This window comes from Actinomadura sp. WMMA1423 (assembly GCF_006547145.1).
In the GTDB taxonomy this organism is placed as follows: domain Bacteria; phylum Actinomycetota; class Actinomycetes; order Streptosporangiales; family Streptosporangiaceae; genus Spirillospora.
On sequence record NZ_CP041244.1, the window covers coordinates 7,926,843 to 7,952,501 of the forward strand.

The following is a 25,659-nucleotide window of genomic DNA, read 5'->3' on the forward strand; positions in this document are numbered from 1 at the left end:
CCCCCGGTTGCGCGGCGGCCGGGGAGCCTGCGCGGACGGCCCGGGGCCGTGGCCGCCAACCGGTAGCGTGTGAGCCGCGTGAGAGCGATGCGACGACAGGAGACGAGATGCGACTGCCCCGATGGGCTCCATGGGTGGCCGGCGTCCTACAGGGCTCCCCGGCCGTCACCGGCGTGCAGACCTTCGCCGAGGCGGGGATCGCCGATCCTCGGTATGGGCACGTCATCACGCTGCGTACCGGTGCGACGATCGGCCTGCAGTGGGTTCGGACGTCCCCGCCGACGGGGGATGACCAGGAAGAGGTACCGGTCACCGGAGAGCCGCCCACGCCACTGACGCTACCGGAACTTCCCAGCTCAGGGCGGACGCCGTTGAGGCTGATCGAGCAGCACCTCGCCGCGTTGATCGCCAACGGGGAGAACCCGGAGATCCGGGCGGTAGAGCAGAAGTCCGCCCGCGGGGACACCGGGCCTCGGCCATGCGGGGTAATCGTGCGTATGCACAGCGGCGCTGACATCTTCGGCGTCTTCCGAAGCATGGCGTCCGCGGGCGCGAGCCTGAGCTCGGGGGGTGAGTTCCAGCAAAGAGAGGAGGTGTGAATGGCAGATGGCGAATTGCCCTAGCTGCGGACAGAGCACGTCCGCCGGGGCGGGTAAGTCAACGCCGGCGCATCAGCCGCCCGGCAGCCGGGTGACGTGCCCCGGCAGCGGCAAGCCCGCCACGTGAGGTAGCGGCCCCGCCCAGTCGAAGTGGGCGGGGCCGTCCAATAGGACGATAGCGACTTCATGGACAGAAGGGCCATCCCGCCGTCCGGGAGGCCAGCAGGACGGGAGATCTCCGACCTGCACGTGTGGGCGCTCTGCGGGCATGGGTCGGGGCCTCGGCCATTTGGTACTCCGGACCATCCACCCAGTGAGGCGCCTCGCCGCCCGCGTACCGGGCTGACCTTGGAAAATCGGTTGCGGGGCGGCTTAGCGTGGAAGTGTGATTCAGATCAGGGACGTGCCCGAGGCCGAGGCCGGGGACATGGTCGACTTCGCGGGGATGGTGTTTCACGTCTCCGTGGACGAGGGCGACCCCGATCGGGACGGGTGGCCGCTCACTCGTGCCGAGCGGATCGGGGCCTATGACGATGATGTGCGGGTCGGGCAGTTGGCCGCCCTGCCCATGCGGCTCGCGGTCCCGGGAGCGGTGGTCGGCTGCTCGGCGGTCACGTTCGTCGGGGTGCTGCCCACGCATCGGCGCCGGGGGATCCTGACGTCCATGATGGACCGGATGGACGCCGACGCCATCGCGGCGGGGCGTCCGGTGGCCGCGCTCTGGGCTTCGCAAGGCGCCATCTACGGGCGGTACGGGTTCGGGCTGGCCACGCGGGCGATCGACCTGGAGGTGGACACGTCGCGGCCGCTGGAGTTCCGCACGGCCATTGACGACCGGCCGCTGCGGCTCGTCGAGGCCGCGTCCGCGCCCGCGGTGCTCGATCCGATCCACCGGCGGTCGCTGCGGCCGGGAGGGCTCGTGCGCGATCCCGACTGGTGGGCGCGGGCCATCCTGCGGCCGGTCGACCGGGACTCACCCGGGTACACCGCGCCGCGCGTCGTCGTCCACCCGGCGGGCTACGTGGCCTACCGGGTCCGTGAGGGGACGGTCAGGGTGGTCGACCTCGTCGCCGACACCCCGCAGGTGGAGGCCGCGCTCTGGGAGTTCCTGGCGTCGATCGACCTGACGTCCCGCATCGAGGCGCTGGGCCGTCCGGTGGACGACCTGCTGCCGCACATGGTCGCCGACCCCGACCGGGTCACCGTCAAGAAGGAGTTCGGCGCCCTCTGGCTGCGGCTGATCGATGTGCCGGCCGCTCTCCGCGCCCGGTCCTGGGCCACCGGGGACGCCTTCGTCCTGGAGGTGGAGGATTCGCGGATTCCGGCGAACGCGGGGCGCTGGCTCCTCAAGACCGGCGCGGCGCCTGTGTGCGAGCCGAGCTCAGAGGCTCCGGACCTCAGCCTCGGCGCGGCGGATCTCGCGGCGGCCTACCTGGGCGGCCAGAGCCCGGTCACGCTGGCCCGGATCGGTGCCGTCACTGAGCACACGCCCGGTGCGGCCGCCCGGTTGGAGGCCGCCCTGGCCGTCCCCCTGGCGCCCTACATCAACGACGACTTCTGAGTCACCGCCAGAAGAAGACCTTGGCGCTGGCCTTGGAGACCGTCGCGGCGGCGGCGCCCTGGTGGAGCAGCTGGAAGCGGACGCGCTTGCCCGCCTCGACGGTGTCCGCGGCCAGGCCGTAGACGAGGTTGGTGACGTCCCCGACGGAGATGTAGTCCTGGACGGGGCCGATCTGGTAGTCGGAGGCGTCGCCGTCCGCCACCTCGACCACCCTGGCCTGGATCAGCGTGCCCGCGGGGACGCCGCTCAGCGCCGCGCTCACCGACAGGCTGTAGCGGGCCGATCCCCTCAGCAGGCTGGGGCCGCCCGGGTCGTTGTGCTGGTGCTCCTTGTCGGAGTACTCCTTGTTCCAGGTGACCTCGGTCCACTTGCCGGGAGGCAGCTCCTGGTGGGCGCCATCGGTGCCGACGGACACGTAGTCGGGCATGTCGTCCTCTCCCTCGGGCGAGACGCCGACGCGCCACTGCCCGTAGTCGCTCTTGACGGCGCGGTCGTAGTCGACGCCCACGCCGTTGATCGTGTGGTCGTTGGAGTACTGCTGGAGCTGGGCCCGGGCGTCCCACTTGCCGCCCGACCACGCGTAGGTCTGCCAGCCGAAAGTGATCTTCTTGGCGTCGAAGGCGCGCTTGACGGGGCCGTATCCGCCGTAGAGGCCGACCCTGCCGCGGCCGATGACGCTCGCCGCGCCGTCCAGGTAGGCGTTGATCTCGTCCTGCTCGCCGGACGCGGCGTCCCAGTCGGCGGCGAAGTAGATGGGACGGTCGTCCGGCATGCCGAGCGCCCTGGCCTGGGCGGCGGCGTCACGGGCGTCGGTCGCGCCCGCGGAAAGCCCGGCGAGCGGCCGCTTGGCCGCCGACTCCCAGACGACCACCAGCCAGATGCCCGCGGCGGACAGCTCGTCGGCCTCCTCGCGGGTCAGGTTCTTGCCGGTGGTGTCGTGCGACAGGTAGCGGCACGCGAACTTCGCCCCGGCGCGTTTCAGCGCGGACGCGCCGGGGCGGCCCCACGCGTAGTCGACGCCGAAGACAGCCATGTCAGCTCCATGTGTCGGGGGTTGTCGGGTTCTTGGCGATTTAACAGGCTTTGTTCTTGGGGCGCAGGAAATCGCGCAGTTTGACCGTCCGTAATCGCCGATCGGGGCCGCCCCATCGCGCGGCCCCGGCCGGATCCGTACGAGGATGGGGGGATGCGACTTCGAATCTTCACCGAGCCCCAGCAGGGGGCGACCTACGAGACCCAGCTGGCCGTCGCCAAGGCGGCCGAGGACCTCGGCTTCGACGCGTTCTTCCGCTCGGACCACTACGTCAAGATGGGCGACGTGAGCGGTGACCCCGGTCCGACCGACTCCTGGATCACGCTGGGCGCGCTGGCCAGGGAGACCAGCCGGATCAGGCTCGGCACGCTGGTGACCGCCGGGACGTTCCGGTACCCGGGGCCGCTGGCGATCTCGGTCGCGCAGGTCGACCAGATGAGCGGCGGACGGGTCGACCTCGGCCTCGGGACGGGGTGGTTCGAGGAGGAGCACACCGCCTACGGGATCCCGTTCCCCAGCCTGGGCGAGCGGTTCGAGCGGCTTGAGGAGCAGTTGCAGATCCTCAAGGGCCTGTGGGGGACGCCGGCCGGCGAGACCTACTCCTTCAGCGGCGAGCACTACACCCTGACCGACTCGCCCGCGCTGCCCAAGCCCGCGCGGCCGGGCGGCCCGCCGATCATCATCGGCGGGTTCGGGGCGAAGCGGACGCCGCGCCTCGCCGCCGCGCACGCCGACGAGTACAACGTGCCGTTCCACAAGGTCGAGCAGACCGGTGGCGCGTTCGACCGGGTCCGTGCGGCATGCGCCGAGGCGGGCCGGACCGAGCCGATCGTGTACTCGGCCGCGCAGGTCGTCTGCTGCGGACGGGACGAGGCGGAGGTGCGGCGGCGCGCCGAGGCCATCGGGCGCGAGGTGCCCGAGCTGCGCGAGAACGGCCTCGCCGGCACGCCGCAGGAGCTGGTCGACAAGATCGGGAAGTTCGGCGAGCTGGGTGCGGAGTGCCTCTACCTCCAGGTCCTCGACATGCGCGACCTGGAGCACCTGGAGCTGCTGGCCTCGGAGGTCCAGGGCAAGGTCTGACGGCGGCGCGCGCCATCGGACGGCGGAGGGCCCGCGCCGGGGGAGTCCCGGCGCGGGCCCTCGCGCTCCGGTCAGGCGGTCTCTTCCTCCGGCCGCGCGTGCATCGGGAGCAGGAACGTGGCCAGGAAGGTCAGGCCGAGGAGCCCGACCTCGACCCACAGCGTGATCTTCATGGCGTCGCCGAACCCGGTCCTGGCCGCGTCCCCGGCGGCCCCTGCGACCGCCTTCTGGACGGCGGGCGCCGACTGCGGGGCGGCGGCGACGGCGGCCTTCACCCCCTCTTCGAGCCGGTGGCAGGACGCGGGCACCGCGGCGGCGTCCTTGGCCGTCGCGCGGTCGCGGCCGCAGTCGCGCAGGGCGTCCACGACGCGGTCCCGCTGCGCCGCCGGGACGGACGCGGCGGCGAGGTCGCGGCGCAGGCCGGCGGCGCCGTCGTCCGCGGCCGACGCCACGTGCCCGCCGAGCAGCCCGAAGAACACCGTGCCGAGGACGGCGGCGCCGAGCGCGGCGCCGAGCTGCTGGACGGCGGTGAGCGTGCCGCCCGCCGAGCCCGTCTCCTCCGGCTCGACTCCCGCCAGCACGGTGTCGAAGAACGGGCCCATCAGCAGGCCCATGCCGATCCCGGTGACGGTCAGGGCGGGGACGAGCTGCCAGGGGGTGACGCCGGTCCCGGCGTACCGCAGCGTGAGGTAGAGCCCGGCGATCCCGGCGGCCATGATGACGGCGCCCGAGTGGATCACCTTGCGCCCGAACCGCTGCACGGCCTGCATGACGCCGAACCCGATGACGATGCCGACCGACCAGGGGATCTGCGCGAGGCCCGCCTTCAGCGGGGAGTAGCCGAGCCCGAGCTGGAAGAACAGCGACAGCACCAGGCCGAGGCCCGCGACGCCGGAGAAGAACACCAGGCCGACGACGAGGCCGCCGGTGAAGCCGCGCTTGCGGAACAGGCTCGGCACGATCAGCGGGTCGCCGCCGGAGCGCTGCTTGCGGACCTCGTACCAGGCGAACACGCCCCACACGGCGAGGGAGGCGGCCATCATGGCGAACGTCCAGGGGGCCCAGTCGTGCTCCCGGCCCTGGACGAGCGGGTAGATCAGCAGCCCGGCGCCGAGGGAGGCCAGCGCCGCGCCGGTGAGGTCGAGGCGGGAGGCGTGCTCGGCGCGTCCCGCGGGCAGGAACTTCAGCCCGGCCAGCACGGCGGCGGCGCCCAGCGGCAGGTTGATCAGGAAGATCATCCGCCAGCCGGTGCCGAACAGGTCGGCGTCGATCAGCCAGCCGGCCAGCACCGGGCCGCCGACCGACGACAGCCCCATCACCGGCCCGAACATGGCGAACGCCGCGCCCATCTCCTTCGCCGAGAACATCTGCTTGATCATCCCGATGCCCTGCGGCAGCATCAGCGCGCCGAACAGGCCCTGCATGCCGCGGGCGGCGACCAGCATCCCGGGGGAGACGGCGACGCCGCACAGCAGCGAGCCGACCGTGAAGCCGGCCGCGCCGATCACGAACATCCGCTTGCGGCCGTAGAGGTCGCCGAGGCGCCCGCCGGTGATGAGCCCGACGGCCATGGCCAGGGTGTAGCCGGCGGCGAGCCACTGGATGGTGGCGGCCGACCCGCCGAGCTCGGCGCGGATCGTGGGGGCGGCGATGTTGGTGATCAGGGCGTCCAGCATGTCCATGATCTCGCCCGCGAGGATCACGAACAGGGCGACCCAGCGCCAGCGGTAGCCGGCGTCCGCGGTGCCCCGGGAGGGGGAGGTGAGTGTGTCGGTCATCGGTCACTCCGGGGGGAACAGTGTTCGTTACTTACGAACAACGTTCTATAAGCGAACGATGTTCGTGTCAAGTACGATGTTCGTGTTCGAGGAATCCTCTCTGCAATAGAGAAGATATATCGCGATTCGCGATAGTCAAGATGTATCGCGAGATCTGGAGGTCCTGAGGTGGCTGGATCCGGCCCCGGCGCACGCCCGGACATGCCGACGCCCCCCGGACGCCGGCCGCGCAGGGCCGCGCCGGCCCGGCAGCCGCTCACCCAGGAGCTCATCGTCGACACGGCGATCCGCGTCCTGGACGCCGAGGGGCTGGACGCGGTGACCATGCGCCGCGTCGCCCAGGAGCTCGGCACCGGTCCGGCGTCCCTCTACGCCCACGTCTCGGGCAAGGAGGAGCTGCGCGAGCTGATGCTCGACCGGGTCGCCGCCGAGATCCGGCTGCCCGTCCCCGATCCCGCGCGCTGGCAGGACCAGCTCAAGGAGCTGGCGTTCGAGATCCGCCGGGTCTACACCTCGCACCGCGACATCGCGATGGTCTCGATGGGCCTCATCCCCACCGGCCCCCACCTGCTGGACGTCGCCGAGGCGCAGCTCGCCCTCATGCGCGCCGGGGGCGTCCCGAGGCGGATCGCCGCGATGGCCGTGGACACGCTCGGCATGTTCCTCGACGCCGACGCCATCGAGGACACGGTGTACCAGGCCAAGGCCCCCGCCGGGGAGGACCCGTGGGCGCACTTCCACGAGTACATCGCGCAGGTCCGGGACTACTTCGCCGCCCTGCCGAAGGACCGCTACCCCACGATCTCCGACATGGGGAACGAGCTCACCTCGGAGGACGGCGACGAGCGCTTCGAGTTCGGCCTCGACCTCCTCGTCCGGGGGATCGCCTCCTACGTCGAGGAGCCGTCCCGCCCGGAGAAGGGCGCGTAGGCGAGCGGGCCGGTCAGGCGAAGACGCGCTGGAAGGCCGAGTGCCTCGGGGCGCCCGCGGAGGTGTCCCAGACGGCGAAGACGACGTGCTCGAACCGGTCGGCGAACTCCCCGCCCGGGCGCAGCGCCTCGGCGAACACCTCGGCGACCTCGGCCGGGTCGTTGCGGAACACGCCGCAGCCCCAGGCGCCGAGGACGAGCCGGGTGTGCCCGTGGGTCAGCGCCACTGCGAGGACCTTTCGAGCGCGCAGGCGCAGCACGGCGGGGATCCGCTCGGCCTTGGCGGGGTCCCGGATCGCGCCGCGGTTCGGGGCGGGCGACGTCAGGAACGCGACGCCGTAGGGCTCCTCCAGCAGCCGCCCGGAGTCGTCCCGGAACACCGGCACGTCCGGCGAGTAGATCATGTGGTCGCTGTAGAGGAGGTCCCCCTGCGCGCGGTGGAAGTCGTAGTACTCCCTGGCCGAGCGCAGCGACTCGTACAGGCCGGACGAGCGCGCCAGCCCCTCCTCCTGGGCGTGCGCCCCGTTCAGGAACCCGCCGCCGGGGTTCTTCGCGGAGGCGAAGTTGAGCGCGAACGGGGCCGTCCCCGCGCCGTGCAGTCGCCGCGCGGCGGCGAGCGTCGTCTCGTCCGTCACCTCGATCCGCGTACGCGTGCCGGGGCCGGCCGGAGGAAGCCTCTTCAGCAGCGCGTCCAGCTCGTCCGGCCGGTGGAGGACGGTGCGCCGGACGGCCTCGGCGAGGCGGTCCGCGACCTGGACGGTGCGGCCGGAGGGCGCCGTGTAGTCGCCGCGTTCGAGGATGGCCACGGTCTCCTGCGCGGTCATCCGGCGGGGGTGTCTGCTCATGTCCCTCCGGATTCTGCTGGCCCGGCGAATCCGGGCGCAAACCCTTAAGAACGGCGTTCCGGAAAAACCGATGGGGGTGTCCGGTGCGTTCGGCCACACTTGGGGCGTGCTTCTGACGATCACCACGACGATGAGCCAGGCGACCGACCTGGGGTTCCTCCTGCACAAGCATCCGGGCCGGGTGCAGCGCTTCGAGCAGTCCCACGGCACGGCGCACGTCTTCTACCCCGACGCGGAGGAGGGGCGCTGCACGGCGGCGCTGCTGCTGGACGTCGACCCGGTCGACCTCGTGCGCACACGCGGCAGGGGCACGCCCGACTTCTCACTCGGCCAGTTCGTGAACGACCGTCCCTACGCGGCGTCGTCCCTCCTGGCGTCGGCCATGGCGAACGTGTTCCGCACCGCCATGCGCGGCCGCTGCGACCTGCGCCCCGAACTGGCGGAGACGCCGATCCCGCTGGAGATCGTCCTGCCGGCCCTCCCGTGCAGGGGCGGCCCCGGCCAGGCCGAGCGCTTCTTCGCGCCGCTCGGCTGGGAGGTGTCGGCCGCGCCCGTCCCGCTCGACCCGGAGTTCCCCGACTGGGGCGACTCCCGGTACGTGACGCTCACGCTGACCGGGACGCTGCGGCTCGCCGACGCCCTCAACCAGCTGTACGTGCTGCTGCCCGTCCTGGACGACGCCAAGCACTACTGGATGGCGCCCGACGAGGTCGACAAGCTCATCCGGGCCGGGGAGGGCTGGCTGGGCGCGCACCCCGACCGCGGCGCCATCACCCGCCGGTACCTGGCGAACCGGCGCGCCCTCGTGCGGTCCGCGCTCGGACGCCTCGCCGACGCCGAGGACGCTCCCGACGAGGAGCTCGACCCAGTGGAGGTCGAGGAGGAGGCCCCCGCCGCCGAGGAGGGCCAGGAAGAGCCGGCGTCCCAGGAGGAGACGTCCGTCTCGCTCTCGGAACTGCGTGTCCGGTCGGTGGCGCAAGCGCTGCACGACGAGAACGCCCGCCGGGTCATCGACCTCGGCTGCGGCTCCGGGAAGCTGCTCGCACGGCTCGCCAAGGACGAGTTCTTCAGCGAGCTCTCCGGATCGGACGTGTCGTACCGCGCGCTCGGCCACGCCTCGCGCCGCCTCCGTCTGGACAAGCAGCCGCACCGCGAGAGCGCCCGCGTCCAGGAGGTCTTCCAGGGGGCGCTGACCTATGCGGACGAACGGTTCCGCGGCTATGAGGCGGCCGTGCTGATGGAGGTCATCGAGCACATCGACCCGCCGCGCCTCAGCGCCGTCGAGCGGGTCGTGTTCGGCCACGCCGCGCCCCGCGTGGTGGTCGTGACGACGCCGAACGCCGAGCACAACGTGCGCTACGAGGGCCTGGCGCCCGGTGCGATGCGCCATCCCGACCACCGTTTCGAATGGACGCGGGCGGAGTTCCGCGCCTGGGCGGACCGGGTCGCCGCCGACCACGGCTACCGCGTCCGCCACGTGCCCGTCGGCGACGACGACCCCGAGGTCGGCGCGCCGACGCAGATGGGAGTGTTCACGCGATGACCGAGATCAAGGTCCCCGAGATGGGGCTCGTCGTGCTGGTGGGCGTGTCCGGGTCGGGCAAGTCGTACTTCGCGCGCAAGCACTTCAAGCCGACGCAGGTGGTGTCCTCGGACTTCTGCCGCGGGGTCGTGTCGGACGACGAGAACGACCAGTCGGCCACGGGCGACGCGTTCGACCTGCTGCACTACATCGTGGGCAAGCGGCTGCGGCGCGGCCTGCTGACCGTGGTGGACGCGACCAACGTGCAGAGCAAGGCGCGCGAGTCGCTGCTCAAGCTGGCCAAGGACCACGACGTCCTGTCGGTCGCGATCGTGCTGGACGTCCCCGAGAGCCTCGCCGTCGAGCGCAACGCCGGGCGTCCCGACCGCGACCTCCCCCCGCACGTCATCCCGCGCCAGCGGCGCGAGCTGCGGCGCGGCATGCGGACGCTGGGCCGCGAGTTTCGCCGCGTCCACGTGCTCACCGGGCCCGAGGAGATCGACGCCGCGACGATCCGGTACGAGAAGGCGTGGAACGACCGGCGCGAGCTGACCGGCCCGTTCGACGTCATCGGCGACGTGCACGGTTGCCGCGCGGAGCTGGAGGACCTCCTCGCCGACCTCGGCTACGAGATCCTCCGGGACGCGCGGGGCCGCGCGGTGGGGGCGAACCACCCCGGCGGGCGCTCCGCCGTCTTCGTCGGCGACCTGGTCGACCGCGGCCCGGACACGCCGGGCGTGCTGCGCCTGGTGATGGGCATGGTGGCCGCCGGCGACGCCCTGTGCGTGTCGGGCAACCACGAGGCCAAGCTCGTTCGTGCCCTGCGCGGGCGCAAGGTGCGCCTCGCGCACGGGCTCGCCGAGTCGCTGGAGCAGCTCGCCGCCGAGGACGAGGGCTTCCGCGACGACGCGCTGCGGTTCATGGACGGCCTCATCGCCCACTACGTCCTGGACGAGGGCCGCCTGGTCGTGGCCCACGCCGGGCTCAAGGAGGACTACCACGGCCGCGCGTCCGGACGGGTCCGCTCGTTCGCGCTCTATGGCGACACGACAGGGGAGACCGACGAGTACGGCCTGCCCGTGCGGTACCCGTGGGCGCGCGACTACCGGGGCAAGGCGATGGTCGTGTACGGCCACACGCCCGTCCCGGAGGCGGAGTGGGTGAACAACACCATCTGCCTGGACACCGGTGCGGTGTTCGGCGGGAAGCTGACGGCGCTGCGGTATCCGGAGCGCGAGCTGGTGTCGGTCCCGGCCCGGCAGGTCTGGTACGAGCCGACGCGTCCGCTGGAGGCTCCGGCCGGGGGCGGCGCGGGCGGTCACCGGGAGAACGACGTCCTCAACATCACGGACGTCCTCGGGAACCAGGGCGTCGAGACCCGCCTGATGGGGCGCGTCTCCGTCCGGGAGGAGAACGCGCTGGCCGCGCTGGAGGTGATGAGCCGGTTCGCCGTGGACCCGCGTTGGCTCGTCTATCTGCCGCCCACCATGTCCCCTGCCGAGACGTCGTCCCTGCCCGGCTATCTGGAGCACCCCGCCGAGGCTCTCGCCGCGTACCGGGAGAAGGGCGTCCTGCGCGCGGTGTGCGAGGAGAAGCACATGGGCTCGCGCGCCGTGGCGGTCGTGTGCCGCGACGCCTCGGTGGCCGCGGCGCGCTTCGGCGTCGACGACGGGACGACCGGCGCCGTCTACACGCGCACGGGACGCTCCTTCTTCCGCGACCCGTCCCGCACGGCCGAGGTGCTCGACCGGCTCCGCGCCGCCATCGGCGCCGCGGGCCTGTGGGACGAGCTGGAGACCGGATGGCTCGTCCTCGACGGCGAGCTCCTGCCGTGGTCGGCGAAGGCGATGGACCTCATCCGCACGCAGTACGCGGCGACCGGTGCGGCGGCCCGCGCCGCCCTGCCGGTGGCGGCCGACGTGCTAGCGCGGGCGGACGGTCGAGGGCTCGACGTCGGCGGCCTCAAGGAGCGCATCGACCGGCGGGCCGCGAACGCGCTCCGGTTCCGTGAAGCCTACGCGCGCTACTGCTGGACGGTGGACGGGCTGACCGGCCTGCGCTTCGCGCCGTTCCAGGTCCTCGCGGGAGAGGGCCGCTCCTGGGCGGCCCTGCGCGACCATGAGTGGCACATGGCCGTGGCGGAGCGGCTCGCGGAGAACGACGAGAGCGGGCTCGTCCTGCGGACGGGGGCGATGACCGTCGACCTCGGGGCGCCGCAGTCGGAGGCCGCGGCCGTCGAGTGGTGGGAGAAGCTCACCGCCGCGGGCGGCGAGGGCATGGTCGTCAAGCCGCTGGGGCCGCTCCCGGAGGGCACCAAGGTCCAGCCCGGGATCAAGTGCCGCGGACCGGAGTACCTGCGGATCATCTACGGTCCCGACTACCGCGAGCCGAGGCACCTCGACCGGCTGCGCCGCAGGTCGCTCGGGCGCAAGCGGTCGCTGGCCATGCGCGAGCACGCGCTCGGCGCCGAGGCCCTCGACCGGCTCGCGGGCGGGGAGCCGCTGTGGCGCGTCCACCAGGCGGTCTTCGCCGTCCTGGCACTGGAGTCCGAGCCGGTGGACCCCCGCCTCTGACCGCTCGCACGCCGTCGCGGCCCGCCTCCTCGGGGGCGGGCCGCGGCCGCACGGTCAGGTGGAGAAGAGCATGTGGAACACGCCGCCGCCGTGGTGCGGGCGGTGGTGCCCGCCGTGGTGATGGTGGTGGACCGCCGGGCCGGGCGCTCCCCATCCGGGGGCCGAGGCGGGCGGAGGAGCCGCGCGGTACTGCGACTCCATCTGGGCCAGGGCCTCCAGCTCGCCGTAGTCGAGGAAGATGCCCCGGCAGCTGTCACATTGCTCGATGTGGACGCCGCTGCGGGTGTAGGTCCGCATCACGCCACGACATTTAGGGCAGTGCATCGCCTTGTCGTCCTTCCGGTCTGGATCCCCAGGTAGAGGCTAAATGTAGGACAGGTTCCGCGCCACGTCATGCCGCGTCCCCCGCCGCGGATATTCTCGCGCAGGCGTCGACCATCGCCTGCTCCGCACCGACGAGTGGCCGATCTTCCCTCCCGGCGGATATGACGCACGTGGCGGCGATCTGGATCGCAAGACTTCGGGCGGGGACGTCCAGGGCCGCCCAGGGGTCGCCCTGCGGCGGGACGGCGGGGCCGCCCGCCTCCCTGTACGCGCCCAGGAAGCGCTCCCATTCGTCCGGGGAGAGGACCCCGCCGGAATAGAGCGCCGCCGGACGCGCGAGGTCCCACGCGGGGTCGCCCCTGCCGAGGTCCTCGATGTCGATGAGCCGCCACCGGTCGCCCGGCGCGCGGACCATCTGGCCCAGGTGCCAGTCGCCGTGGATCAGGCACCGGCCGCGCCCCGGGGGCTCGTCCTCCTCGCCGCGTATCCAGGCGGGCAGGGTGGCGAACGCGCGGCGCACCGCGTCCTCGGCCGGGCCGTCCTCCAGGCGGGAGACCAGGCGGGCCACCCGTGCCGGACGTCCCCACGCCGGCGCGCCCGCAGGGACGGGCACCGAGTGCAGGCCCGCCAACAGCCGGGCGCCCTCCTCCCAGGGGAGCTCCCCGGCCGGGTCAACCGGCTCACCGAACACGGCGAGAGTGATGGTGCGGCCGTCCACGCTGAGCGGTGGGCCCAAGGGACCGAGGATCAGCTCCGGGAGCGTGCCCGCCAGCCGTGCCCGGTCGAGGAACGGGGCTCCGTAGTCCCGGTCGGCCTGGTGCGCCTTCACGACCACGTGGCCGACCCGGACGACGAGCACGCCGTGCCGGTCGTAGAGGACCTCCGGCTCACCGCCGCCGGCGGCCTGATCGCGGCCGATCTGAGCGAGCCGTGTGAAGAGCTCCGACTGGACGGTCCCGGTGTGCACCCGACCAGTCAACCACTCCGCGCGGGGCCCATCCGCTCCTTCGCCGAGGCGGCGAACTCGTCCCGCAACCGCTGCCGGACGACTTTGCCCAGCATGTTCCGGGGGAGCTCCGTCCGGGGGAGGAAGTCGGAGGGCACCTTGTAGTGCGACAGGAAGCGTTCGCAGTGCCGGCGCAGCTCGTCCGCCGAGAAGGGGTAGGCGGGGTGTTCGACCACGTGGGCGATGATGCGCTCGCCGCGCCGGGCGTCCGGGACGCCGACCACGGCGCAGTCGTGCACGGCGGGATGGCGGCGCAGCACCTTCTCGACCTCGGACGGGGAGACGGTGAAGCCGCTCACTTTGATCATGTCGCGCTGGCGGTCCACGATGGTGATGAAACCCTTCTCGTCCATCACCCCTATGTCACCCGTGCGGAGCCAGCCCTTCGACAGGGCCTGCGCCGTGGCGAGGGGCCGGTTCCAGTACCCCGCGAAGACCTGGGGCCCGCGCACGACGACCTCGCCCGTCACGCCCGGCGGCAGGACCTTGGTCGGCTCGTCCTGGTCGACGATGACGACGTCGGTCATGGGCAGCGGCAGCCCGACCGTGAGGTTGCGCGCCCCGCCCCCCAGCGGGTTCCCCGTGACGGCGGGGGAGGCCTCGGTGAGGCCGTAGCAGTTGATGAGGCCCCGGGCCCCGAGCCTGTCGAGCCGTTCGATGGTGCTCTGCTTCATCCCCATCGCACCGGAGATGAAGACGCGCAGCGACCGCACGTCGTCGGGCCCGAACCCCGGGCTGTCGAGCACCTGCTCGTAGAGGGTCGGCACGCCGGGGAAGATGGTCGGCCGGTACTTGCGGATCGCGCGGACCACGCGGTCGCCGTCGTAGCGGGGGAGCAGCACCACCGTCCCGGCCGTCATCACGGGCGCGACGAGGCAGCTCATCAGCCCGAACGAGTGGAACAGGGGCAGCACCGCGAGCGTCACGTCCTCGCCGGGGCGCCCGTCGAGGTCCCACGCGTGCTGCTGGCAGGCGTTCGCGACGAGGTTCCGGTGCGTCAGCATCGCGCCCTTGGGGCGCCCCTCCGTCCCGCCGGTGTACTGGATGGCCGCCAGGTGCCGCGACGGTTCCAGGGGCAGTTGCCTCACGCGCCGCCTGGGCGTCCTCTGCAACTCCTTGAACGGGATGACGCCGGGGTCGTGCGGCACGTCCGCGGTGATGGCCGCGCGCCGCCGCTGCGCCTGGACGAGGGGGAGCCGCAGGGCGATCCGCTTGCCGACCGGGAGGAAGTCGACCAGCGACGTCACGACGACGTGCTCAAGCCCCAGCCGGGACCGAGCGGCCTTCACCGTCTTGTAGGAACGATCCAGGACGACCGCGACGCGCGCACCGCAGTCCGCGAGCTGCCGTTGCATCTCCTCCTCGGTGTAGAGGGGGTTGTGCTGGACCGCGATCGCCCCCCTGCGCAGCACGCCGAAGAACGCGATGACCTGCTGCGGGCAGTTCGGCAGGATCAGCGCCACCCGGTCGCCGGGCTGCACTCCCAGCCGGTGCAGCCCGTCGGCGAACCGGTCCGCGGCCTCGCGCAGGTCGCGGTAGCTGATCCGCCGGCCGAAGAAGACCAGAGCGGGCTTGCGCGGGTACCGGTCCGCGGCATCGTCGAGCAGCCGGGTGACGGGGACGTCCGGGATGTCGAGCTTCCATGGGACGCCCGGCTGATACCACTGCCGCCAGGGCGAAGAGCGCAGTGACGAGTGCCACATAACGCCCGATTGAACCATCTTCGGGACCCGCGCGCGGCGCGAAGGCGGGTGAACACGCGGGGGCGAGCGGGTGCACGCGCTCAGCGGGTCCACCCCTCCGAGCGCGTCACCGTGCTGGTCTCGGGGGCGGGAGGCTCCACCGCGCGGCCCTCGTAGGCGGTCGACAGGACGATGTGCGAGTTCATCTCGCCGTGCTCGCCGAGGCGCTCCAGGAGCCCCTCCAGGTGCCGCATCGAGGCGACGCGCACCTTCAGCATCGAGCACCAGCTGCCGCTCAGCTTGTGGACCTCGGTCACCTCGGGCAGGTCCTCGGCGGCGGACGTCTTGAGCAGGCAGCGGCCGAGGGCGCACCGCATCTGCACGAAGGCCGTCAGCGGCTGGCCGACCCTGGCCGGGTCGACGCTCGCCCGGTACCCGGTGATCACGCCGGACTCCTCGAGGCGCCGCACCCGCTCGGCGACCGCCGGGGGCGACAGGTTCACCAGGGCCGCCAGCCGGTTGAACGACAGGCGGCCGTCCCGCTGCAGCTCGGCGAGGATGCGCCAGTCCGTCTGGTCCATGTCGAAGGTCCCTTCGCGAATGCGCCTTTCAAGTTATAAGCGAGAAGGGCGGAATGCCAGTGATCATCCATTCCATCCGGGGATCGGCGTTCCTAGCGTTAAGGCATGGAGAGACGATCCCGTCCCATGGCCGCCCTCTGCTCGGGGACGGCGCTGATGAACGCGGCCATGGCCGTGTCGAGCGCGACCGCCACGCTGGTCGCCGCGGACCGGCTCGGCACCGGGTGGGGAGGCGTCCCGGCCACGGCCGGCATCGTCGGCACGGGCGCCGGCGCGCTGGCGCTCACCCGGCTCGTGCGGACGAGCCGGCGCCGCGCCTTCGCCCTCGGCTACACCGCCGCCGCGGCGGGCGCCTGCCTGGCCGCCCTGGCGGTCGCGAACGGCGACGTCACGGGGCTGTGCCTCGGGATGCTCCTGCTCGGCCTCGGCAACGCGGGGGCCCAGCTCTCCCGGTACGCGGCGGCCGACCTGCACCCGGCGGCGCGGCGCGGCTTCGCCATCGGGCTCGTGGTGTGGTGCGCGGCGGCCGGGGCGGTCGGCGGCCCGCTGCTGCTGGACCCCTCCGGCACGGCCGCCGCGGGCGCCGGCCTCCCCGCGTTCACCGGACCGTTCCTGCTGGCCGTGCTGACCTGCGCGCTCGCCGCGGCGGCCGCGGCCGGCGGGCCGGGCGGCCGGCCGGGGGCGCAGGAGGCGCCGCCGCCGCTGCGCAGGCTGGCCCGGACGCCGGCCGCCCGCTCCGCCCTGGCGGTGATGGTCACCGCTCAGGTCGTGATGGTCGCCGTCATGACGGCCGCGCCGCTGGACATGCACATGCACGGCGACGGCCTCGGCGCGGTCGGCGTGACGCTGTCGGCGCACACGCTCGGGATGTTCGCCCTGTCACCCCTGACGGGGCGGATGGCCGACCGGTACGGCCCGCACCCGGTGATCCTCGCGGGCCTGCTCACCCTCGCGCTGTCGACGGCGCTCGCCGCGGTCGCCACCGGGTCCTCCGGGCGCGTCGCGGCGCTGTTCCTCCTCGGCTACGGGTGGAACCTCTGCTTCGTCAGCGGCAGCGCGCGGCTCGCCCGCGAGCTGCCGGAGCCGGAGCGCCCGCACACCGAGGGAGCCGTGGACGCGGCCGTCTGGACGGTCGCCGCCGCCGCGAGCCTACTGTCGACGGCCGTCCTGTCGGCGGGCGGTTACGCCGCCCTGGCCTGGGCGTCCTGCGCCGGGGCGCTCGCCGTCGCGCTCGGCCAAGCCCGCCGCCGCGCGCCCGGGAAGGCGCCGGCGCCCGTGGAGCAGGAGACCGGACGGCCGTGACCCCGGCCCACCGCGCGCGTCAGATGCGGCCCGTGCCTCGGCACACGTTGCACCGCTCATGGGTGGCGGTACTGGTGCCGGTGCCGTTGCAGCCGGGGCACGACCGCGTCGCCGGTTTGTTGTGCTTTCCCACGTCCACCACCCCCTGAGGGTCATCCTATGGGCTCGGCCGACCGCATGCCGGGCCCGCTTATGAGTTCGCTGGCAGGCCCCTCCAGGTTCACCGCGACGCCCGATGAGACCGCACTGTGACGGGAACCGTGCGGAAGGAGACGGGTACCGCGCCCGCGCGGCCGCATCCGGGATCCGGCGCGGCGCGGGGGACCGAGCCGCGTTCGCCTCGCCCCCCGACGCTTGTACGCTGTCCCTCACGCGCGCCGTCGTCCGGTCACGGTGCCCCGAGCAAGGAGATCGCGCAGGTTGGTGCCATTGCCGCTGACCACCGCGATCCGTCCCTACGACTGGGGGTCGCGGACCGCGCTGCCCGGACTGCTCGGAGTCGAGCCGACCGGGCGCCCGCAGGCCGAGCTGTGGGCGGGGGCGCACCCCGCCGCCCCGTCCCTCGTGGACGGGACGCCCCTCGGCGCCCTCATCGACCGCGACCCGATCGGGATGCTCGGCGCCGCGTGCGTGGACCGGTTCGGCCCGACCCTGCCGTACCTGCTCAAGGTGCTGGCCGTCGAGAGGCCGCTGTCGCTCCAGGTGCACCCGACCACGGAGCAGGCCAAGGCCGGGTTCGCCCGCGAGGAGGCGCAGGGCATCCCCGCCGACGATCCCACCCGCACCTACAAGGACCCCTTCCACAAGCCGGAGATGGTCTGCGCCCTCACCGAGTTCCACGGCCTCTGCGGCTTCCGCGACCCCGCCGAGACCGCGGGCCTGCTCGAAGGCCTCAAGGTCCCCGAACTCGACCCGTGGATCGCGACGCTGCGCACCGAGCCGCCCGCCGAGGCGCTCCGGGCCGTCCTCGCCGAGATGCTCGACGAGCGCTCCCGCCCCCTCCGGGACGCGGTCGAACCGGCCCTGACCGGCGTCTACGCCGACATCGCCCGCGCCCATCCCGGCGACCCCGGGGTCCTCGCCGCGCTCCTGCTCGACCACGTCCGGCTCGAGCCCGGCGAGGCGCTCTTCCTGGGCGCCGGAGTGCCCCACTCCTACCTCGGCGGCCTCGCGATCGAGGTGATGGCGAACTCCGACAACGTCGTGCGCTGCGGGCTCACCAGCAAGCACATCGACGTCCCCGAGCTGATGCGCGTCGTCGAGTTCGCACCGTCCAGGCCGCACCGCGTCGAGCCCGCTTCGGACCGCTGCTACCGCACCGCCGCCGAGGAGTTCACCCTCGTCCGCCACGACCTCGCGGAGACCCCCGAAGACCTGCCCGCCGGCCTTCCGCAGACGCTCCTGTGCCTGGACGGCGAGGCCCGCCTCACCGCGGAGCCGGCCCTGACCCTCACCCGGGGCGAGGCCGCCTTCCTCCCCGCCGGCGCCCCCGCCGCCCGCCTCACCGGACACGGCACGCTCTACCGCGTGCTCCCGGGGATCGGATCATGACCGTACTCGCCCTGGACATCGGCGGCACCAAGTTCGCCGTCGCCCGCGTCGACGCCGCCGGCACGCTCCTCGACCGCGCCGAGCACCCCGTCGGCCAGGCGCCCACCGCCACCCTCCGCGGCCTCGTCGCCGACTTCGCCGGACCGGGGCTGACCGGCGTCGGCATCGGTTCGGCGGGCCCGATCGACACCGCCGGCGGCACGGTCAGCCCGATCAACATCCCGCGCTGGCGCGGCTACCCGCTCGTCGCGGCCGTCCAGCGCCTCGTCCCCGGCGTCCCCGTCACGCTCGCGGGCGACGCCCAGTGCATGGCGCTCGGCGAGTGGTGGCGCGGCGGCCACGGCTGCGAGTCCCTGCTCGGCATGGTCGTGTCGACCGGCGTCGGCGGCGGCCTCGTCATCGACGGCCGGCCCTGGACGGGACGCACCGGCAACGCGGGCCACATCGGCCACGTCATCGTCGACCTCGCCGGGGAGCCCTGCGTCTGCGGCGCCCGCGGCTGCCTGGAGACGGTCGCGGGCGGCCCCAGCATGGTCCGCTGGGCGCTGGCCCAGGGCTGGACCCTCGCCCCCGCGACGGGCCGCCCCGACGCCCGGGCCCTGGCCGCCGCCGCCCGCGCGGGCGCCCCGATCCCGCTCGCGGCCTTCCACCGCGCCGCGGGCGCCCTCGCCACCGCGATCCTCAACACCGCCTCCGTCCTCGACATCCGCGACGTCGTCATCGGCGGCGGCGTGGCGGCCGCGGGCGACCTCCTCCTGGACCCGCTGCGCTCCGCGATCAGCGCCCGCGCGGGCATGCCGCACCTGGCCGACCTGCGCGTCTCCTCCACCACCCTGGACCGCGACGCCGGCCTCTACGGCGCCGCCGCCCTCGCCCTCCTCGCCTCCGGCGAACCCCTCGGCCCCTTCCCCTGAACGCGGCGCGGATGATTCGGCCCTCGGTCCGGCCGACGGGAGACGATTCGGCCCTCAGCCGGCCGACTCCAGCGCCGCGCCGGAGGCGAGCCCGGTGAGCAGGTCGGCGGTCCGTGCGCGGTCGCGCGCTCCGGGCCGTCCGGGGTCCGCAAGGTCGGCGATGATCCACTGCGTGTTCGTCCGCAGGCTCGCCTCGGCGATGGCGGCGGGCGCCGCCGGGACGTCCGGGCGTCCCGTCCCCGGCCGGTGGCACACGGCGTGGGTGACCGTCCGCCGCTCGTTGCCCGGGTCACCGAGGTAGGCCAGGGCGAGGTCGACGTGCGCCGGGGCGCTCATGTCCTGGACGTCGTGGTCCTCGCGGATGTTGACGACGAACACCTTGGCGGCCGCGCGGTTCGCGGCGATCCCCTCGGCCACGCCGGGCGTCAGGTAGCTCGGCAGCAGCGACGAGTGCGGGGTGCCCGGCCCGTACACGATGAGGTCGGCGTCCGCCAGCGCGTCCAGCGCCGCACTGTCGGGCGACACCGCCGCCCGGTGACGGGCCAGGACCCAGCGGATCCGCTGGACGGGCAGCGTCTCGAGCTCGTCCCGCTGCGCCGGTCCGAGCGGGCGGCGGAGCAGGAACAGGTCGGTGATGCGGGCCGCGTCCTGCGGCGCCGCGATGTCGGCCTCGTCGGCGAGCAGCCGCCCGTTCTCCTTGAGTGCGACGAGGTGGGCGTTCCCGCCGTCCGTCACGTTCAGGAGGCGGGCCGGGGTCGCGAACGTCCGCGCGCAGGACCGAACCGCCGCGTTGAAGTCCTCGCCCGTACGCAGGTAGGCTCCGGCGAACACGAGGTCCCCGAGCACGCAGGCGGCGAGGTCCAGCCCCTCCGGGTCCTCCTTCAGGCGATACAGGAAGGCCGTCAGATCCCGGGTGATCGCCGTGCGGGCGCGCCGCGGCAGCGCGGCGAACCCCGGCGGAGAGGTCTCCCGGGCCGCGAGCGCGCCGGTGAGTTCATCGAGGTCGCGCACTGCCGCCCCGGCGGGGAGCCGGTGCCCCAGGAGGGTCTGGAGCGCCGCCTGCTCCGGGTCCGCCGGGTCGAGGTGCGGCAGCAGGTTCCTCCGGAAGGCGGACGGGCCGAGCATCCCCGGCAGGAAGCGCCGCAGCGCGCCCGCGGACGGACCGTTGCCGTACCCGTTGACGAGCAGGGCCAGCCGGACGCCGGGGGTCCGCAGCAGGTGCCGCGCGATGCCCGCGCCGCCGCGCCCGCCGCCGAACATGGCGATCCGCGCCGGACCCGGCCGCCGCGCGGTCACCGCGCCCTCTCCGGCCGGACCGTGCTCTCCCGGACCCGCGGGGCGGTGCCGTCCGCCGCCCCGCGTCGGCTCCGCCCGCCTTCGGCCGCCTCCGGCGGTGAGGTCTCATCCCGAACCGTCATGGCTGCTTCGCGGACCTTCCTCGTCCTCGGCCGCTCGGGCCGAATCACAGGTCAACGATGTGGGAGCGCTCCCACCATCGACCGTTCCCAGCTGGAAAGGCGATTCTGGGAGCGCTCCCATAGTAGATTTGACGCCCATCGCCGTTGTCAAGGCATAACCGAAATCGGTATTCCCCGCGCGTGCCGCGGCCGCAGTCTCTCCCAGTGGTCGGCCGGACCCTGGCGCCGATCACCCGTTCCGGGACGGCGATCTCGGCGTCCATTCTGGTTTTCGCAGGTGAACGGTTCCCTTGGCGACCGTCCGAGGCCACGCCGGAGGAGAGCCGGATAAGTCCTCCTCAGCGCTTCCTTAAAGCCGCCATAAGGAGGGCGGCGCGGCGGGGGAACGGTGCCAAGTTCGTTGTGTGGCACTGCGAATGGGCAAAGACACCGGTTCGTTCGCCCTCGGTTCGCCGGGGGAGCGGATGCGCCCCGCGGTGGTCGCCCGGGCCTTCCAGGCGCTGCCGCCCGCGCACCGCGAGATCCTCACCGAGACGGTCTTCCGGGACCGCTCGGTCAACGAGGCCGCCGCCTCGCTGGGGGTGCCGGTCGACGTGGTCAAGGTCCGCGTCTACCAGGCGCTCCGGGCGCTCAGCGCGGCCGTGGAGGCGCCCCCGACGTTCGTCTGACGGCCGACCGGGAGAGGTCGCGGACGATCGCGGCGAACGCCTCCACGAGCGGCCCGCCGTCCGCCCAGGCGAGCGCGACGCGCAGCGGCTCCACGTCCGTGAGCGGCACCCAGGCCAGCCCGGGGCGCGCGTAGTACAGCGCCATGCTGGACGGGGCGAAGCAGATGGCCGTGCCCTCGGCGACCTGTTCGAGCATCTCCTCGACGTTGTCGTTGGTGGGGCCCCAGCGCGGGGCGGACCCGTCCGGCCGCGGGTTGACCGCCCACCAGTCCACCCATTCGCGCGGTGCGCGCTCGGTCCACATGAGGGGCTCGTCCTTGACGTCCATGATGGAGACGCCCTCGGCGGCGGCGAGCGGATGGTCCGCCGGGAGGCCCACGACGCGGTGCTCGGTGTGGACGATCTCCGAGTGCAGGCCCGACAGGTCGGCGGGCAGCCACGCGAACGCCACGTCCACCTGCCCGGCCTGGAGCGCGACGGCCTCGCCGCCCCAGTCGAAGCGCTTGGGCTCGACGCGGACGCCCGGGTGGGCGCGGGCGAACTCGGCGCGGGCCCGGGTCGTCAGCTCGCCCGCGCCGCTGGCCTCGAACCCCACGCGCAGGAGGCCGGTCTGCCCGCGCCGGTGGCGCTCCGCGGCGGCGGCGACCCGGTCGGCCTGCCGGACCGTGCGGCGCGCCTCGGCGATCACGTCGCGGCCCGCGGGGGTGGGGGTCACGCCGCCCGCGTGCCGGTCGAACAGCCGGACGCCGAGCTCGGCCTCGAGCTTGCGCAGCGCGTAGGAGAGCGCGGGCTGGCTGACGTACAGGGCCTCGGCGGCCCGGCCGAGGTTGCCCGCGTCGGCGATGGCGGCGAGGTAGCGCAGCTGGCGCAGCTCCATGCGGGGATCATAAACGCTCTTTATCGGGCGGAAGGATCTCTGTCTTGGACGGGGCGGCCGGTGGGCTGCGATAACTGCGGCCATGACGAACACTGATGCGAACGGACGGGTCTGGCTGATCACGGGCGCGAACTCGGGCTTCGGGAGGGCGATCGCGGAGGCGGCGCTGGCGGCCGGGGACACGGTGGTGGCGGCGGCGCGCCGCCCGGAGACCCTGGACGACCTCGTGGCGCGCCACCCGGGCCGGGTCAGCGCGGTGGAGCTGGACGTCACCGACCAGGCGAGGATCACGGACGTGGTGGCCGACGCGGTGCTGTGGCACGGGCGCGTCGACGTGCTGGTCAACAACGCCGGGCGCGGGGTCGTCGGCGCCGTGGAGGAGACCACCGACCGGGAGTTGCGCGAGCTGATGGACCTGCACCTGTTCGGCCCGGCGGCGCTGGTCCGGGCGGTGCTGCCGCACATGCGCCGGCAGGGGAGCGGCGCCGTCGTGCAGATGTCGAGCATGGGCGGCCGGTTCTCCTTCCCCGGCGTGGGCGCCTACTCCGCGACCAAGTTCGCGCTGGAGGGCCTGTCGGAGGCGCTGGCGCAGGAGGTCGCGCCGTTCGGGATCAAGGTGCTGGTGGTCGAGCCGGGCGCGTTCCGGACCTCGTTCGCCGGGGGCGGCCTGCACCAGACGGCCGCGATGCCGGAGTACGCGGGCAGCGTCGGCCCGGTCCGCGCGAACCTGCCGGGCAGCGACGGCGAGCAGCCCGGTGATCCGGCCAGGGCCGCCGTGGCGATCCTGGAGGCGCTGGAGGCCGACGACACGCCGCTCCGCCTGCCGCTGGGCAACGACGCCGCGGACGCCGTGGACGCCGCCCTCAGCGGGGCCCGGAAGGAGTTCGCGGCGTGGGAGTCCACGTCCCGTGGCACCGATTTCGAGGAATGACGCGATAAACGGGTTGCCGGGGCGGAACCGCCCCGGCACCATGGACGTCGTAGGGAGAACGAGGACGGGATCGGAAGGGGAGCGGAGATGCGACGCCATCGAATGCACAGCAGCCATTCCGGTCTCGGGAGCCGCCGAAGGACGTGACCGTACGTCCTGACGCCGACCGCCCGAAGACCACGGGCGGTCTTTTTCGTTTCCGGAGGGTTGGCCGAGCGGGAAGGCAGCGGCTTGCTAAGCCGTCGTCAGGGTCACCCCCTGCGCGAGTTCGAATCTCGCACCCTCCGCGCTGAGCAGGGACGCTGGTGCGTCCAGCGGTCTCATAAGCCGCGGCAGGCAGGTTCGATTCCTGCGCTCAGCACGCGAGGGAACAGGTCTCACGCAAGGAACAGGTCTCCGTGGCGCAGTGGAGAGCGCGCCGGGTTGCGGACCCGGAGGTCGCAGGTTCGATTCCTGCCGGAGATACGGCTTTCGTGGTGTAGTGGTCTGCACGCCAGGTTGTGGTCCTGGAGGTGTCGGTTCGATCCCGACCGATAGCCCTTTCGCATTGTTCCGGGGCGACCGGACAAATATTGCTCAGCCGCTGGTATCCGATTGCGTTGCGATTGATCGGCCCCGGAAAAACCTTCCGCATGTACCGCTCCGCCCTGCGGCTGTCGTCCCTCGGCCTCGTCCTCGGCGTGCTCGCCGCGCCGGCGCCCGCCGTCCACGGCGGTCCCGTCCGGGCGGCCCCGGGCCCCGGCTCCTACCTCGACTCCCGGCTGCCGGTCGAGGACCGCGTCGCCGATCTGCTCGCCCGGATGAGCCTCGACGACAAGCTCGGCCAGATGACCCAGCCGGAGCGCCGGTACGTGAGGCCGGAGGACGTCACCCGGTACCGGATCGGTTCGGTGCTGTCCAGCGGCGGATCGGCGCCCAGCCCCAACACGCCGCAGAGCTGGGCGGACATGTACGACGGCTTCCAGAGGGCCGCGCTCGCCGCGCCGCTGCGCGTCCCGATCATCTACGGGGCGGACGCGGTGCACGGCCACGGCAACGTGGCGGGCGCGACGCTCTTCCCGCACGACATCGGGCTCGGCGCGGCGCGCGACCCCGCGCTCGTCCGCGCCATCGGGGCCGCGACCGCGCAGGAGATGACCGGGACGGGCGTGGACTGGAACTTCGCGCCCTGCCTGTGCGTGGCCCGCGACGACCGCTGGGGCCGGACGTACGAGTCGTTCGGCGAGGTGCCCGAGCTTCCCGCCGCCATGACGACCCTCATCGAGGGCCTGCAAGGTGACCGGCTGGGCGGCCCCGCGTCCGTCCTCGCCACGGCGAAGCACTACCTCGGGGACGGCGGCACCGAGGGCGGCCGCGACCGCGGCGACACCAGGGCGGCGGAGCAGGAACTGCGCGCCGTCCATCTTCCACCGTTCCGCGAGGCCGTGAAGCGCGGCGTCGGCTCGGTGATGGTCTCCTACAGCTCGTGGAACGGGCTGAAGATGCACCGGAACGGATACCTGATCAGGGACGTCCTCAAGCGGGAACTCGGCTTCACCGGGTTCGTCGTCTCCGACTACAACGGGATCGACCGGTTGGACGGCGAGGAGGGGTTCACCAGGGACGAGGTCGCCGCCGCGGTGAACGCCGGGATCGACATGGCCATGGTCTCGTCCGACTGGCGCAGGTTCATCGGCTACCTGCGGGACGCGGTGCGGGACGGCACCGTCCCCATGTCCCGCGTCGACGACGCGAACCGCCGCATCCTGACCGAGAAGTTCCGGCTCGGCCTGTTCGAGCGGCCGATGGCCGACCGCGCGTACCTGCGGACGGTGGGGAGCCCGGCGCACCGCGCGCTCGCCCGGCGCGCCGTCGCCGAGTCGCAGGTGCTGCTGAAGAACGCGGGCGGCGTCCTGCCGCTGGACCGCCGCGACAGGGTCTTCGTCGCGGGCCGCGGCGCCGACGACATCGGCGTGCAGGCCGGCGGCTGGACGATCACCTGGCAGGGCGCTCCGGGACCGGTCACGAGGGGCACGACGATCCTCCAGGGCATCCGCGAGGCGGCGGGCCCGTCCGCGACCGTCGCCTACAGCAGGGACGGGACGGGCGTCGACCGCTCCTACGACGCGGCGGTCGCGGTCGTGGGGGAGCAGCCGTACGCCGAGTACCACGGCGACCTCACCGGTGGCATGGACCTCGACGCCGCCGACCTCGAAACGATCGGCCGGCTCCGCGCGTCCGGCGTCCCGGTGGTCGTGGTGATGGTGTCGGGACGTCCGCTGGACATCGCCTCGGAGCTGCCGAAGTGGGACGCGTTCGTCGAGGCGTGGCTGCCGGGCACCGAGGGGGCGGGCGTCGCCGACGTCCTGTACGGCGCCACCGCGCCCACCGGCAGGCTCCCCGTGACGTGGATGCGCGACGCCTCGCAGCAGCCGATCAACCAGGGCGACGGAAAGAAGCCGCTCTTCCCCCTCGGCTACGGCCTCACGTATGGCTGAGCGCCTAC

The 25,659-nt window shown here is 73.3% G+C and carries 21 protein-coding genes and 4 tRNA genes; 16 read left to right on the forward strand and 9 right to left on the reverse strand.

Annotation, left to right across the window (positions count from 1 at the left end; all coding sequences use genetic code 11):
• Positions 1-173 precede the first annotated feature (173 nt).
• Both FKD65_RS36730 and FKD65_RS36735 read left to right on the forward strand, forming a co-directional pair.
• Complete coding sequence (locus FKD65_RS36730) at positions 174-599, forward strand: hypothetical protein (RefSeq protein WP_141583547.1); 426 nt, start codon at positions 174-176, stop codon at positions 597-599.
• A 385-nt stretch (positions 600-984) separates the two neighbouring features.
• Complete coding sequence (locus FKD65_RS36735; RefSeq protein ID WP_141583550.1) at positions 985-2,160, forward strand: GNAT family N-acetyltransferase; 1,176 nt, start codon at positions 985-987, stop codon at positions 2,158-2,160.
• 1 nt (position 2,161) lies between these two features.
• On the opposite strand, the gene FKD65_RS36740 is transcribed toward FKD65_RS36735, so the two are convergent.
• The gene (locus tag FKD65_RS36740; protein WP_141583552.1) at positions 2,162-3,193 is read right to left on the reverse strand and encodes a glycoside hydrolase domain-containing protein; all 1,032 of its coding nucleotides are present in this window, start codon (positions 3,191-3,193) and stop codon (positions 2,162-2,164) included.
• A gap of 153 nt (positions 3,194-3,346) precedes the next feature.
• Here FKD65_RS36740 and FKD65_RS36745 point away from each other — a divergent pair, with 153 nt between their 5' ends.
• On the forward strand, positions 3,347-4,273 hold the full coding sequence (locus FKD65_RS36745) for an LLM class F420-dependent oxidoreductase (RefSeq protein ID WP_141583555.1): 927 nt from the start codon (positions 3,347-3,349) through the stop codon (positions 4,271-4,273).
• 71 nt (positions 4,274-4,344) lie between these two features.
• Here FKD65_RS36745 and FKD65_RS36750 read toward each other — a convergent pair whose 3' ends face one another.
• Positions 4,345-6,051: an MFS transporter gene (locus FKD65_RS36750; RefSeq protein WP_141583557.1), complete on the reverse strand. Its 1,707-nt coding sequence runs from the start codon at positions 6,049-6,051 to the stop codon at positions 4,345-4,347.
• 168 nt (positions 6,052-6,219) lie between these two features.
• On the opposite strand from FKD65_RS36750, the gene FKD65_RS36755 reads away from it, so the two are divergent.
• Positions 6,220-6,981 (forward strand): TetR/AcrR family transcriptional regulator C-terminal domain-containing protein, encoded by a 762-nt coding sequence (locus FKD65_RS36755; protein ID WP_240809775.1) that lies wholly within the window; start codon positions 6,220-6,222, stop codon positions 6,979-6,981.
• Positions 6,982-6,994: 13 nt separating this feature from the next.
• On the opposite strand, the gene FKD65_RS36760 is transcribed toward FKD65_RS36755, so the two are convergent.
• Positions 6,995-7,825 carry a TIGR02452 family protein gene (locus FKD65_RS36760; RefSeq protein ID WP_141583560.1) on the reverse strand — a complete coding sequence of 277 codons (831 nt, stop codon included), beginning with the start codon at positions 7,823-7,825 and terminating at the stop codon, positions 6,995-6,997.
• A 106-nt stretch (positions 7,826-7,931) separates the two neighbouring features.
• Between FKD65_RS36760 and FKD65_RS36765 the strand changes: the two genes are divergently transcribed.
• Positions 7,932-9,368, forward strand: coding sequence for a 3' terminal RNA ribose 2'-O-methyltransferase Hen1 (locus tag FKD65_RS36765; RefSeq protein WP_141583562.1), 1,437 nt, complete (start codon positions 7,932-7,934; stop codon positions 9,366-9,368).
• Positions 9,365-11,920 (forward strand): polynucleotide kinase-phosphatase, encoded by a 2,556-nt coding sequence (locus FKD65_RS36770; protein WP_141583564.1) that lies wholly within the window; start codon positions 9,365-9,367, stop codon positions 11,918-11,920. Before FKD65_RS36765 ends, FKD65_RS36770 begins: the two co-directional genes overlap by 4 nt.
• A 54-nt stretch (positions 11,921-11,974) precedes the next feature.
• On the opposite strand, the gene FKD65_RS36775 is transcribed toward FKD65_RS36770, so the two are convergent.
• From FKD65_RS36775 to FKD65_RS36790, 4 genes are all read right to left on the reverse strand, one after another.
• Positions 11,975-12,244 (reverse strand): zf-TFIIB domain-containing protein, encoded by a 270-nt coding sequence (locus FKD65_RS36775; RefSeq protein ID WP_141583566.1) that lies wholly within the window; start codon positions 12,242-12,244, stop codon positions 11,975-11,977.
• A gap of 67 nt (positions 12,245-12,311) precedes the next feature.
• The gene (locus FKD65_RS36780) at positions 12,312-13,211 is read right to left on the reverse strand and encodes a phosphotransferase family protein (protein WP_141583568.1); all 900 of its coding nucleotides are present in this window, start codon (positions 13,209-13,211) and stop codon (positions 12,312-12,314) included.
• A gap of 8 nt (positions 13,212-13,219) precedes the next feature.
• Positions 13,220-14,953, reverse strand: a complete 1,734-nt coding sequence (locus tag FKD65_RS36785; RefSeq protein ID WP_141583570.1) for an AMP-binding protein — start codon at positions 14,951-14,953, stop codon at positions 13,220-13,222.
• A gap of 80 nt (positions 14,954-15,033) precedes the next feature.
• Positions 15,034-15,513, reverse strand: a complete 480-nt coding sequence (locus FKD65_RS36790) for an Lrp/AsnC family transcriptional regulator (RefSeq protein WP_141583572.1) — start codon at positions 15,511-15,513, stop codon at positions 15,034-15,036.
• 105 nt (positions 15,514-15,618) lie between these two features.
• Here FKD65_RS36790 and FKD65_RS36795 point away from each other — a divergent pair, with 105 nt between their 5' ends.
• The 3 genes from FKD65_RS36795 (at position 15,619) to FKD65_RS36805 (ending at position 19,280) form a co-directional block, all read left to right on the forward strand.
• Positions 15,619-16,815: an MFS transporter gene (locus FKD65_RS36795; RefSeq protein WP_141583574.1), complete on the forward strand. Its 1,197-nt coding sequence runs from the start codon at positions 15,619-15,621 to the stop codon at positions 16,813-16,815.
• Positions 16,816-17,238: 423 nt separating this feature from the next.
• A complete protein-coding gene (gene manA / locus FKD65_RS36800; RefSeq protein WP_368367165.1) occupies positions 17,239-18,366 on the forward strand; it encodes a mannose-6-phosphate isomerase, class I in 1,128 nt (375 codons plus the stop codon).
• On the forward strand, positions 18,363-19,280 hold the full coding sequence (locus tag FKD65_RS36805) for an ROK family protein (RefSeq protein WP_141583576.1): 918 nt from the start codon (positions 18,363-18,365) through the stop codon (positions 19,278-19,280). Before manA ends, FKD65_RS36805 begins: the two co-directional genes overlap by 4 nt.
• A gap of 54 nt (positions 19,281-19,334) precedes the next feature.
• Here the strand turns inward: FKD65_RS36805 and FKD65_RS36810 are convergent, their stop codons facing one another.
• Positions 19,335-20,576 carry a 2-phospho-L-lactate transferase CofD family protein gene (locus FKD65_RS36810; RefSeq protein WP_240809777.1) on the reverse strand — a complete coding sequence of 414 codons (1,242 nt, stop codon included), beginning with the start codon at positions 20,574-20,576 and terminating at the stop codon, positions 19,335-19,337.
• A 526-nt stretch (positions 20,577-21,102) separates the two neighbouring features.
• Here FKD65_RS36810 and FKD65_RS36815 point away from each other — a divergent pair.
• On the forward strand, positions 21,103-21,366 hold the full coding sequence (locus FKD65_RS36815; protein ID WP_240809778.1) for a sigma factor-like helix-turn-helix DNA-binding protein: 264 nt from the start codon (positions 21,103-21,105) through the stop codon (positions 21,364-21,366).
• On the opposite strand, the gene FKD65_RS36820 is transcribed toward FKD65_RS36815, so the two are convergent.
• Positions 21,329-22,243, reverse strand: a complete 915-nt coding sequence (locus FKD65_RS36820) for a LysR family transcriptional regulator (protein WP_141583578.1) — start codon at positions 22,241-22,243, stop codon at positions 21,329-21,331. The genes FKD65_RS36815 and FKD65_RS36820 overlap by 38 nt on opposite strands.
• Positions 22,244-22,325: 82 nt before the next feature.
• On the opposite strand from FKD65_RS36820, the gene FKD65_RS36825 reads away from it, so the two are divergent.
• From FKD65_RS36825 to FKD65_RS36845, 6 genes are all read left to right on the forward strand, one after another.
• Complete coding sequence (locus FKD65_RS36825) at positions 22,326-23,174, forward strand: oxidoreductase (protein WP_141583581.1); 849 nt, start codon at positions 22,326-22,328, stop codon at positions 23,172-23,174.
• Positions 23,175-23,375: 201 nt separating this feature from the next.
• A tRNA-Ser gene (locus tag FKD65_RS36830) sits at positions 23,376-23,461 on the forward strand.
• Between the two features lies 1 nt (position 23,462).
• A tRNA-Met gene (locus FKD65_RS44595) sits at positions 23,463-23,535 on the forward strand.
• Positions 23,536-23,566: 31 nt separating this feature from the next.
• Positions 23,567-23,639: transfer RNA gene (locus FKD65_RS36835), tRNA-Arg, on the forward strand.
• Between the two features lies 1 nt (position 23,640).
• A tRNA-His gene (locus tag FKD65_RS36840) sits at positions 23,641-23,714 on the forward strand.
• A gap of 92 nt (positions 23,715-23,806) precedes the next feature.
• Positions 23,807-25,651: a glycoside hydrolase family 3 protein gene (locus FKD65_RS36845; RefSeq protein WP_141583584.1), complete on the forward strand. Its 1,845-nt coding sequence runs from the start codon at positions 23,807-23,809 to the stop codon at positions 25,649-25,651.
• The last annotated feature ends 8 nt before the right edge of the window (positions 25,652-25,659 follow it).

What these genes read in the sequence shown, in the direction of transcription:
- FKD65_RS36845 (WP_141583584.1), top strand. Translation starts at nt 23,807, where the DNA reads ATGTACCGCTCCGCCCTGCGGCTGTCGTCCCTCGGCCTCGTCCTCGGC.
- FKD65_RS36770 (WP_141583564.1), top strand. Translation starts at nt 9,365, where the DNA reads ATGACCGAGATCAAGGTCCCCGAGATGGGGCTCGTCGTGCTGGTGGGC.
- FKD65_RS36760 (WP_141583560.1), bottom strand. Translation starts at nt 7,825, where the DNA reads ATGAGCAGACACCCCCGCCGGATGACCGCGCAGGAGACCGTGGCCATC.
- FKD65_RS36740 (WP_141583552.1), bottom strand. Translation starts at nt 3,193, where the DNA reads ATGGCTGTCTTCGGCGTCGACTACGCGTGGGGCCGCCCCGGCGCGTCC.
- FKD65_RS36750 (WP_141583557.1), bottom strand. Translation starts at nt 6,051, where the DNA reads ATGACCGACACACTCACCTCCCCCTCCCGGGGCACCGCGGACGCCGGC.
- FKD65_RS36785 (WP_141583570.1), bottom strand. Translation starts at nt 14,953, where the DNA reads ATGTGGCACTCGTCACTGCGCTCTTCGCCCTGGCGGCAGTGGTATCAG.
- FKD65_RS36745 (WP_141583555.1), top strand. Translation starts at nt 3,347, where the DNA reads ATGCGACTTCGAATCTTCACCGAGCCCCAGCAGGGGGCGACCTACGAG.
- FKD65_RS36775 (WP_141583566.1), bottom strand. Translation starts at nt 12,244, where the DNA reads ATGCACTGCCCTAAATGTCGTGGCGTGATGCGGACCTACACCCGCAGC.
- FKD65_RS36790 (WP_141583572.1), bottom strand. Translation starts at nt 15,513, where the DNA reads ATGGACCAGACGGACTGGCGCATCCTCGCCGAGCTGCAGCGGGACGGC.
- FKD65_RS36795 (WP_141583574.1), top strand. Translation starts at nt 15,619, where the DNA reads ATGGAGAGACGATCCCGTCCCATGGCCGCCCTCTGCTCGGGGACGGCG.
- FKD65_RS36820 (WP_141583578.1), bottom strand. Translation starts at nt 22,243, where the DNA reads ATGGAGCTGCGCCAGCTGCGCTACCTCGCCGCCATCGCCGACGCGGGC.
- FKD65_RS36825 (WP_141583581.1), top strand. Translation starts at nt 22,326, where the DNA reads ATGACGAACACTGATGCGAACGGACGGGTCTGGCTGATCACGGGCGCG.
- FKD65_RS36805 (WP_141583576.1), top strand. Translation starts at nt 18,363, where the DNA reads ATGACCGTACTCGCCCTGGACATCGGCGGCACCAAGTTCGCCGTCGCC.